Origin of the sequence: Collinsella sp. 4_8_47FAA (assembly GCF_000763055.1) — a bacterium.
Classification (GTDB): domain Bacteria; phylum Actinomycetota; class Coriobacteriia; order Coriobacteriales; family Coriobacteriaceae; genus Collinsella.
Window position 1 is genome coordinate 61,888 of the sequence record NZ_KN214138.1, and the last position, 10,410, is coordinate 72,297.

At 63.8% G+C, this 10,410-nt stretch carries 7 protein-coding genes; 5 read left to right on the forward strand and 2 right to left on the reverse strand.

Translation table 11 applies throughout. From position 1 onward, the window contains the following. The 3 genes from HMPREF9463_RS09280 to HMPREF9463_RS09290 all read left to right on the forward strand — a co-directional run. Positions 1–428, forward strand: a 428-nt coding sequence (locus HMPREF9463_RS09280) for an IS3 family transposase (RefSeq protein ID WP_035138757.1), incomplete at its 5' end; no start/stop codon positions are given. A gap of 87 nt (positions 429–515) precedes the next feature. Continuing rightward, positions 516–2,141 carry an ATP-binding protein gene (locus HMPREF9463_RS09285; RefSeq protein ID WP_052044214.1) on the forward strand — a complete coding sequence of 542 codons (1,626 nt, stop codon included), beginning with the start codon at positions 516–518 and terminating at the stop codon, positions 2,139–2,141. A 4-nt stretch (positions 2,142–2,145) separates the two neighbouring features. After that, entirely contained in the window at positions 2,146–2,859 is a 714-nt protein-coding gene (locus tag HMPREF9463_RS09290) for a response regulator (protein ID WP_035138759.1), read from the forward strand. Positions 2,860–2,953: 94 nt separating this feature from the next. Here the strand turns inward: HMPREF9463_RS09290 and rlmKL are convergent, their stop codons facing one another. Further along, a complete protein-coding gene (gene rlmKL / locus HMPREF9463_RS09295) occupies positions 2,954–5,521 on the reverse strand; it encodes a bifunctional 23S rRNA (guanine(2069)-N(7))-methyltransferase RlmK/23S rRNA (guanine(2445)-N(2))-methyltransferase RlmL (RefSeq protein WP_035138760.1) in 2,568 nt (855 codons plus the stop codon). A gap of 75 nt (positions 5,522–5,596) precedes the next feature. On the opposite strand from rlmKL, the gene HMPREF9463_RS09300 reads away from it, so the two are divergent. Next, positions 5,597–6,424: an HAD-IIB family hydrolase gene (locus HMPREF9463_RS09300; RefSeq protein ID WP_035138761.1), complete on the forward strand. Its 828-nt coding sequence runs from the start codon at positions 5,597–5,599 to the stop codon at positions 6,422–6,424. 193 nt (positions 6,425–6,617) lie between these two features. After that, positions 6,618–7,322, forward strand: coding sequence for a transaldolase (locus HMPREF9463_RS09305; RefSeq protein ID WP_035138762.1), 705 nt, complete (start codon positions 6,618–6,620; stop codon positions 7,320–7,322). Positions 7,323–7,706: 384 nt separating this feature from the next. Here the strand turns inward: HMPREF9463_RS09305 and HMPREF9463_RS09310 are convergent, their stop codons facing one another. Then, positions 7,707–9,854, reverse strand: coding sequence for a Tex family protein (locus HMPREF9463_RS09310; RefSeq protein ID WP_035138763.1), 2,148 nt, complete (start codon positions 9,852–9,854; stop codon positions 7,707–7,709). Between the last annotated feature and the right edge of the window lie 556 nt (positions 9,855–10,410).

The window sequence follows — 10,410 nt, forward strand, 5'->3', positions numbered from 1 at the left end:
ACTGGGCCCCGGTGCTCGACTTCTGCACGAAGGAGATCGTGGCGAGCGACATATCGACCTCGCCGGACCTCGCCCAGCAGCACAGGATGCTCGACCGGCTCCTCGAGGCCCTGCCCGACGGGGCGGCGCCGACCATGCACTCGGACATGGGCTGGCAGTACCAGCACGAGTCCTACGCCTCCAGGCTGGAGGGGGCGGGCATCACCCAGAGCATGTCGCGCAAGGGGAACTGCATCGACAACGCCGCCACCGAGCAGCTCTTCGGCCACGTGAAGGACGAGTTCTACCGCGGCAGGGAGTGGGGCAGCTTCGGGGACTTCAAGCGCGACCTGGAGGAGTACATAGACCATTGGAACACGCGGCGCAGGCAGGTAAGATTGAAGGGCCTGACGCCGGAGGAGTTCCGGAACCGGGCCCTTGCGGCGTAGTCGCTATTTGTTCAGTCCAAGTTTCGGGGCGCAGTTCACTGTCCCCTTTGTGGTGGTTTTTGTTTTTGAGAGAGGGGCGGAACGCTGATGGACGTCCGTACGGACGGCGATATTGCCGATAGCTTTTGGTGGCGGCGCACAACGCTGACGCGCCGCACTCCTCTGTATGACGCCTGCGTATCGGTGGGGCTGCTGGTCGCGGCGACGATTGTGGGCGCGCTGCTCGACCATCCGGGTCTCGCGCCGAGCATCATGATCGTCTATGTGTTCGCCGTTCAGCTGTGCGCATTCTTTACCTGCAGTCGCCTGTATTGCTTGCTGAGCTCGGCTGCCGCCGTGGCGCTCTACAACTTCTTGTTTGTCTACCCGCGCTACTTGCTGTCGTTTATCGACCGCGGCTATCCCGGCATGTTCTTCATCATGTTTGTGGTCTCGCTTGTGTCGAGCTCGATTGCCTTGGCCCTGCGTCGCGCTTTGGCACAGGCTGCCGCCAGCGACCGCCGCACGCATATGGTGCTCGAGACCAATCGCATGTTGCAGCGCTGCGCCGACGAGCAGCAGATCGTTCACGCCATGGCCACGCAGCTGGCGCGTCTTTCGGGCTGTCCGGTCGTGTGGTACAGCGCCGACGCCGAGGGCGATGACCTGCTGCCGCGTGCGACATACACGGCCGTGGGCGATGCCGCGCCGGTGCACGAGCTGGCGCCGCAGATGCCACCGCGGCTCTCGGCGTCCGCCTATGTGGGAACGCCGCTCGATGCTACGTTCGGCGGCTCGGCGTTTTATGGCATCTACCTGACGGTTCGCACAGGCGACGGCTTCGCGCGCTCGGGCGACCCCGCCTCGGTGGTGGGCGTGCTGGCTATCGTTGCCGAGCCCGACGTGCTGACGCACGAGGAGCGGACACTTGCCGATGCCATCGTGAGCGAAGGCGAGCTGGCACTCGATCGCGCCCGCGCCATGGAGGCCCGCGAGGAGGCGGCGGTGCTCGCCAAAAACGAGCAGCTGCGCGCCAACCTGCTGCGTTCCATCTCGCACGACCTGCGCACACCGCTCACCAGTATTTCGGGTAATGCCGACGTGCTGCTCGACCAGGGCTCGACCGGCACCGCCGTGCTCGACGCCCAGACGCGCCGCGGCCTGCTCCTGTCCATTCGCTCGGATGCGCAATGGCTCAACGCCACCGTCGAGAACCTGCTCGCTATCACCAAGCTCGAGGGTGGCGGCATGCGCCTGTCGACCACGCTCGAGCTCATGGACGATATCGTCGAGGAGGCACTGCGCCACGTGAACCCTGCCGTGCGCGAGCACGACCTTAAGGTGGTGCCGTGCGATGAGCCGGCGCTCGTCAATGTCGATGCGCGCCTGATGGTGCAGCTGGTGGTCAATCTGGTGAACAACGCCGTCACCTATACGCCCGCAGGCTCGCATATCGTGATTTCGATTGGCGTCGACGATGGACGCGTGGCGTGCTCGGTGGCCGATGACGGCCCGGGCATTGCGCCCGAGGACCGCGAGCGAATCTTTGAGTCGTTCTACACCGCCAACCACGGTCTTGCCGACAGCCACCGCAGCGTGGGCCTGGGTCTTTCGCTCTGCCGCTCCATTGCGCTGGCGCATGGCGGTAGCATAGAGGTTGCCGCGGCGGACCCGCACGGCTCGGTCTTTACGATTGAGCTTCCCGCCGCCGATGTTTCGTTTGATAAGGAGTAGCGCTGTGCCGAACTCTGCCGTAAAACCGCTCATCTTGGTCGTTGAGGACGACCTCGCCGTTCGCAATCTTATCGTTGCCGCGCTCGAGGCGCACGGCTTGCGTCATATGGCCGTGGAGACCGCCCATGCCGCTATCGCTGCCGCCTCATCGCAAGCGCCGAGCATTGTGTTGCTCGATCTGGGCCTGCCCGATATGGACGGCGTCAAGGTGGTGGAGTCGGTGCGCGCATGGTCGGGCATGCCAATCATCGTGGTCTCGGCGCGCAGCGAGGATGCGGACAAAATCCGCGCGCTCGATGCCGGTGCCGACGACTATCTGACCAAGCCGTTTTCGGTCGAGGAACTGCTCGCGCGCATCCGCACGACGCTCAGGCGCCTTTCGTATGCGCAAACGGGCGGCGTTGTCTCCGAGGGCTCGTTCGATACCGGTGAACTGCATATCGATTTTGATGCCGGCATTGCCACGATGGATGGCGAGGAGTTGCACCTGACGCCGATTGAGTACAAGCTCTTGTGCCTGCTGGCACATAACGCCGACAAGGTACTAACGCACCAGTTTATCCTGCACGAGATTTGGGGCACGGCAACTAAGAGCGACCTGGCGAGCCTGCGCGTCTTTATGGGCACGCTGCGCAAGAAGATCGAGTCCGACCCCGCGCATCCGCGCTATATCCAGACGCACGTGGGCATCGGTTACCGCCTGGTCACCCAAGGGTAGGACGGCGTCCGCCATCCCACTATGAGTTGCGGTGAAATACGGTCTATATTTGCCTAATTCCAGGTAAAACAGTCCGTATTCCACCGCAACTTTGTTATTTGCCCTTGGGCTTGCTGGCGTAGAACTTCTTCTTTTTGGACTTGCCGGCAGGGGAGGGTTTGCCGGCAAAGTTTGATTTGCCGTTGCCGGCCTGCGTGGGCGCGGGCGCTGCTGCACGAGGCTTGCGCGCCTCGGGGTTGCGCAGCTCCTCGGTTCGCTCGGCAATCTCCTCGGCGCTAAAGCCGACCTCGGCCATGGCGTCCTCGATGGGCAGTCGGCGCACGATATAGCAGTGGTGCACCTTCTGGTTGCGCGCGAAGTCCTCGGGGATGGTCTGTGCCGTAATGTCCTCCAGCACGACGCCCGCGCGCGCGAGCTTGCGCGTTTCGGGGCGGAAGCCGCGCAGGTTGCAGCTAAAGATGGCATGTCCGCCCTGTGCAAGCAGGCGAGATACGCCGGCCAAAAGCTCAACATGGTCGCGCTGGACATCCCAGGTGCGGCGGCCCATCTTGGACGAGTTCGAGAACGTGGGCGGGTCGACAAAGATCAAGTCCCAGCGGTTGCGCGTCTGGCGCTGGTCGCGAATCCAGGCGAGCACGTCGTCGCGCACAAAATGATGCTGCGGACCAACAAAGCCGTTCTGGCGCATATTGCGCTCGGCCCAGTCCAGGTAGGTGTTGGAAAGGTCGACTGTCACGGTTTCCTCGACGCCGCCGTCGGCCGCATAGCAGGTGGCGGTGCCGGTATAGGCGAACAGATTGAGGAAGCGGCGTGCCTGTTTGGCGTGTTCGCGCACCAGGTTGCGGGTGACGCGGTGATCCAGGAAGATGCCCACATCCAGGTAGTCGTCAAAGTTGACGGCAAAGGTGAGCCCGCCTTCTTCGATGAGCGGCAGACGCCGGCGCGCGATGTTGGCGCGCTCGCCCGATCCGCCCTTGCCGGCGCCCTGCTTGCCGTACTGCGAGCCGCCACGCGAACGCATGCGGGCCTTGGCGTGCACATGCTCGGCCGGAACATCAAGGATGCGCGGCGCGATGGCCAAGATGTCGAGCATGCGGGCCTGGGCCAGCGCGGGGTCGATGGTCTTGGGCGCGGCGTATTCGGCGATGACGAGCCAGCGGCCCGGCGTCTGCGGGCAACCCTCGTACAGGTCGATGGCAGCGGAGTAGTCGGGCAGGTCGGCATCGTAGACGCGATAGCAGCTCACGCCCTCGCGCTTGGCCCACTTGCGGCGCAGACGGGCATTCTTGCGCAGGCGGTTGGCGAACTGCTCGGACTCCGGGATGAGCACGGGCAGCGGCTTGCCGTCGCCCAAGTCGAGCGTGGCGGCAGGTTCGGGCATGGAGGAAGCGGCGGCTTCGTCGTTGGCTTCGTTGGCATCCGCAACCTCGGCCTCGGCATCCGCGCTGGTCGCAGCCTCAAACGCTGCAGCGGCGTGGTCGAGTGAGGGCCAAACCTCAAGAGCCGCCTCCTCGTTATTGGGCATGACGGCGATCGAGCGCTCGGGCTCGGCGTGGAGCGCGCGGGCCAGCAAGCCGTCGCGGGTGAGAGCGGCGACCGGCGCCGAAGCGAGCTCGGGGGCGCGGCGCAGCTCGCCGATGAGCGTCATGGCATCGTGCATGAGCGAAAGCGGGGTCTCGGTCGTGTCCGCGACCAGGGCGGCACCGGCGACGGCGCCCGCATGGTCCAGCACGGTGGCGGGCTTGGCGGCACAAAAGTCGACAAAACGCTTGTAGCCGGCGCACTTGACCATGCGCTCGGCAGTCTTGCGGGCGGCGGGGTCGATGTCTACGGCCACGATGCGCGCCTGGCGCTCGCGCGCTGCCGCCTCGCGCTCGCGCGCCTCGGCAAGCAGCTGCTCCCACAGGACAGCGTCGTGCAGCTGCCAGCCCTCAAAGCCCCAGCGCTCGCGTGCGGCGCCCGGGGCGCGGTCGGTCAGAATGTTCACGGCCTCCAGCAGCAGACCGCCGCCGGCGCACGAGGCATCGATCAGCGTGGGAAGGGCTTCGTTTTCGTAATCGTCGGCCGTCAGCTCGCGCTCGCATAGTGCGGTCCAGCCGACCTGCGCCAGCACCAGGGCGGCGTAGTCGGGGCGCAACACGTGTGCGCCCTCGCCGGCACGAGTCGCAGCGGGCGGCAGACGCTTGAACAGCGGGTCGCCCGAAAGGTCCAGGCTGATGCTCGCGCGGCGCTGACGCAGCGAAAGCAACAGGTGAACATCGGGGTCGGCGGCATCGACGTCGGCGCGACGGCCCGTGGTCTCGGCCAGACGGTCGCACAGCGCGTCTTTGGCGCGCAGGGCCGAGAAGCGCGTGTTGCGCAGCTGCTCGGTCACGCCGCGGGCGGTGATGGCGATGGTGGCGCCGGGGCGGATGATGGTCTCCCAGGCGATGTCGTAAACGCTATCGTACAGTTCATCGGCATCCTGCGCCTCAAAGCGCCCGAGTACCACGAACACACGGCTCGCCAGGCGCGACCACAGACAGGCGCGGTAGCCTTCTTCGAGCTCGCCCTCAAATGTAGCGCGGCCCTTCAGCCGGCGAACATGCGAAAGCCCGAGGCGTTTAAGCTCATCGGCGAGTGCGGACTCAAAGCCCTCGGGGCAGCTTGCGTAAAATTCCATGGGTGACCTCTCTGGTTGCGTCGCTCCATTATATGATGGATACTTCGTTTACTCTCGCCCCCGAAAGGAACCCATATGATTGATGCGTGCCCCGATTCCGCCGTGCTCTTTTTTGACGTGGACGGCACGCTGACGTCGTTCGATCCCGACAACATGACCGACAAGGACTTTTCGGCGGTTCACCCCTCGCAGGCGGTCGTCGAGGCGTTTCATCGTCTGCGCGACGCGGGACACCATGCATTTATCTGCACGGGTCGTCCCTTGTGGCTGATTGCCGATGGCCTGCGCGCGCTGAACCCGGCGGGTGTCGTTGCCATGGCGGGAGCGACGCTCGAGGTCGAGGGCCGCGTGGTGCATGAGGACTGCTTTGACGAGGACGTTATTGAGGAGCTTGCGCGCCGTATGGCCGCGGCAGGGATTGAGGCCTTTTTCGAGACCAACGTGGCTACTTTTGCCCTGGAACCCGCGGGTGTTGAGCAGTCGTCTCTGATCGGCACTTCTGTGGTGCACAGCACCGAGGAAATGCGCGTCGACGGCAGTCTGCGCGTGGGCAAGGTATGCCTCAGTGTGCCCAGTTTGGCTCGCGTGGCCAACGATGACGGCTTTATCGATCGCGAGTTTGAGCTGTGCAACACCGGTGGCCAGAATCGCGAGCTGAGCCCCAAGGGCATTGACAAGGGCGTGGGCGTGGCGCGAGCGCTGGAATACCTGGGTCGCACCGGCAACGCGCGCACCTTTGGCTTTGGCGATTCCGGCAACGATCTGGGTATGCTCGCCGCTGTCGAGACGGCCGTGGCCATGGGCAACGCTATGCCCGAGGTCAAGGCGCTCGCCGACTACGTGACTGATGATGTCGCACACGACGGCACCGTCACAGCGATGCAGCATTTCGGCCTCATCTAATGAATCCCACGTTCTGACGTTTGCTCAAACTGCGACTCTTTGCTTTTGCATGCTCAATCGATTTATCAATCCAAACACTGAGGTGTTTATACCGTTCGCCGAGAAGATAAAAAACCGCAGCTCACGCCTTGATAAACGTAGGTAAAGTGTTTAGCAGTTTAACGCCCATGTGCAAGCGAAAGGAATCAGGCAGATGGCAATCAAGGTGTTCGCTGACGGTGCAAACCTCGAGGGCATGCTCGACATGTACGAGAACGGCAACGTTCAGGGTTTCACGACCAACCCGTCCCTTATGAAAAAGGGCGGCGTGACGGATTACCGCGCGTTTGCCAAGGAGGTCCTGGCCCACATCACCGATGTGTCCGTCTCGTTTGAGGTCTTTGCCGACGACGTCGAGACCATGGAGGTCGAGGCGCGCGAGATCGCTACCTGGGCCGAGAACGTCTACGTCAAGATTCCGTGCGTGACCACCAAGGGCGAGTCCACCGCCGAGCTGGTGCGCAAGCTTTCGGCCGACGGCATCAAGGTCAACGTCACCACCATCTTTACGCCTACGCAGGTTGATGAGATGGTCGAGGCCGTCGACGCCGAGACGCCGTCCATCATCTCGCTCTTTGCCGGCCGCATCGCCGATACCGGCGTCGACCCCATTCCGTTTATGACGGAGTCGGTCAAGAAGGCCGCCGCAAAGCCCAACTGCGAGGTCCTGTGGGCGTCCACGCGCGAGCTCATCAACATTTACCAGGCCGAGGCCTGCGGTTGCCAGATCATTACGGTGCCCAACAGCATCCTGGCCAAGCGCAAGAACATTGGTTGCGACCCGTACGAGGTCTCGCTCGATACCGTGCGCGGTTTTGCCAAGGATATCGCCTCGCTCGGTTTCCATATCCTGCCGTAGCGCGAACACCGACTGTACCGTGGGCTGTTCGCCCCGGCCTTTCCTTTCCCTATCGCTCACGCGCTCCGCGAGGGTCGCGCTAGGCAAAGGAAAGGCCGGGGCTGCCGGTACGAGCTTGCCAGCAAGTTGGCGCTCGGTTTCCATATCCTGCCGTAAGCAAGGGTACCCCCGCCTGCGCCGTGCAAAATTGAGAGTATTCAGCAAGGTAAAGGTCTTTATCAGTTAACCGAAGCATGGAACGGCCCCCGTTTTGGCTCTGACGACGCTAAAACGGGGGCTGTTTTTTTTGAGGTTATTGTCTCTGTGGGGCGTTCGGAACGGCGGAAATTGCAGAATACTCGCGATTTTGCACATCGCTACAGGGGGTACCTTTGCTTTGGCGGTTTACTTGCCCTGTACCATGGTGAGTGAGATCTTCTTGCGGTCGCGATCGACCTTCTCGACCCACACCTTGACCGTGTCACCGACGCGCACCACGTCGCTCGGGTGCTTGACAAAGCGGTTGGCCAGCTTGGAGATATGTACGAGGCCGTCCTGGTGCACTCCCACGTCGACGAAGGCGCCAAAGTCCACAACGTTGCGCACCGTGCCCTTGAGTTCCATGCCGGGCTCCAGGTCGTCGATGGAAAGTGCCGAGCGGCTAAAGACCACCTCGGGCGCGTCGTCGCGTGGGTCGCGACCGGGCTTCTTGAGCTCGTTGACAATGTCGATGAGCGTGAGGGTGCCGCAGTTCAGATCGCTAGCCAGCGCCGAGATGCTGCCCAGACGGCGCTCGATGTCGGGCACGCCGCCGCGGCTGAGCTCGCTGGCTTTAACGCCTGCGCGCTCTAGGACGGACGTGGCCACCTCGTAGCTCTCGGGGTGGACGCTTGTCGCGTCAAGCGGGTTCTTGCCGCCGCTAATGCGCAAAAAGCCCGCGGCGTTGAGATATGCCTTGGGTCCCAGCTTGGGGACCTTCTTAAGCTGGCGGCGATCGGTAAAGGCGCCGTTTTCCTCGCGGTAGGCCACGATGTTTTTGGCCACGCTCGGCGTAATACCCGATACGTATCCCAGCAGACTTGCGCTCGCGGTGTTTACGTCGACACCCACGCGGTTAACGACGTCCTCCACCACGTGGCCCAGCGTGCGCGAGAGCTCGGCCTGGTCAAGGTCGTGCTGGTACTGGCCCACGCCGATAGACTGGGGCGGAATCTTGACGAGCTCTGCCAGCGGGTCTTGCAGGCGACGGCCCAGGCTCATGGCGCCACGCACGGTGACGTCCAGGTCGGGATACTCCTGGCTGGCGAGCTCGGAAGCGGAGTACACCGATGCGCCGGCCTCGTTGACGATGGTGTAGCGAAGGCTGGGCGCCTGCTCGGCGATGAACTCCGAGACGACTTCCTCGGTCTCGCGGCTGGCGGTGCCGTTGCCGATGACGATGGTGTTGACGCCGTCCTTTTTGACGAGGCGGGCGAGCTCGCGCTTGGTGCCGGAGACGTCGTGGCGCGGCTTGGTGGGATAGACCACGCCGTGGTCGAGCAGCTTGCCGGTCTCGTCCATGACGGCGACCTTGCAGCCGGTGCGGTAGCCCGGATCGAGCGCGAGCACGCGGGCACCGCGCACGGGGCGTGCCGAGAGCAGGCCCTCGAGATTCTTGGCAAAGACATTGATGGCCTCGGTCTGCGCGCGGACGGTGAGCTTGGCGCGGGCCTCGCGCTCCAGCGAGGGGGCCATGAGGCGCTTGTAACCGTCGGCGATGGCGGCATCGAAGACGGGCGCGAAGACGCCCTGGCGTCGGGGCCAACGGCTGCCGAGGCGTGCCGTGGCAGCGGCGCCGTCGACGTTCACGCGCACGCGGAGCTTGTCCTCGCGCTCACCGCGGTCGATAGCCAGCACGCGGTGGTTGGGTATACGGCGCAGCGGCTCATCATAGCTGTAATACGGCTCGTAGGGAGTCTTCTCCGCGGGGTCGGTGGCCTCGACGACGATATCGGCGGTGTTTTGCGTAAAGGCGCGCAGGTCGGCGACGTTCTCGGGGTCTTCGGCCACCGTCTCGGCCACGATGTCCGCCGCGCCGGCGAGCGCCTTTTCGGGCGTGTCGAAGCCGGCTTCCTCGTTGACGTAGGCCGCGGCGGCGTCGAGTGCGCTGCCCTTGGCCGAGGCCTGCATGATGATCATGTTGGCGAGCGGCTCCAGGCCTGCCTCGCGGGCCTTCTGCGCGCGGGTCATGCGCTTTTTGCGGTAGGGCTTGTAGAGGTCCTCGACACGCTGGAGCTGCGTGGCCTCGCGAATCTGCTGCTCGAGCTCGGGCGTGAGCTTGCCCTGTGCGTCGATGAGCAGAATGACGTCCTCTTTACGCTGCTCAAGATTGCGCAGGTAGGACAGGCGCTCGTCGAGTGTGCGCAGGGCGACGTCGTCCATGCCGCCCGTGGCTTCCTTGCGGTAGCGCGAGATAAAGGGGATGGTGTTGCCCTCGTCGATGAGCTTGACGGCCGCCTCGATGTTGGCGGCCTTAAGGTTGAGCTCGTGGGCGAGCTGGGCGATAAGATCCATGGGACTCCTTGCGTTTAAGGTGCGTTTGCAGCACAGGGCTACCAAGGATACCACCCGTCCCAAAAGACTGTTTTGGGGCCGCGCCACGAAAGCGGCCTATCTACTACGTTTAACCCGTATGGGTCGACCATCCCCCGGTTTTCCGAAAATACGCAACCTGTCTACCTGCACTGATAATTGTCCTTGGGGGAAGCGGGCACTGCGGGGGCGCGTCAACAGCGCGCGATTTCCGCGTCGCAGCGCTACCCTGATGCTGAACGCCGGGACGATGACCCACTGACCTGCTGACGCCTCTTCGGCCGTCCTCAAATCCGACCTGTCTCGCCCCGGCTTCCGCGACCCGGAGTCCTGCCATGACCTAATAGGAGCATGAGCGCGGACAATCGGATAAGGCAACTTGATTGTAGCGCTCCCGTCAGTGCAATGTCTGGGAGGCTCGGGCGCGGAGCAGGCGGCAGACCGAGGGGAGCGAAAATGGAAGGCGAAACGGTCATCGCGGGCGTCGACACGCACAAGGACGTGCATGTCCTGTGCCTGCTCGACGGCCGTCGGGAGG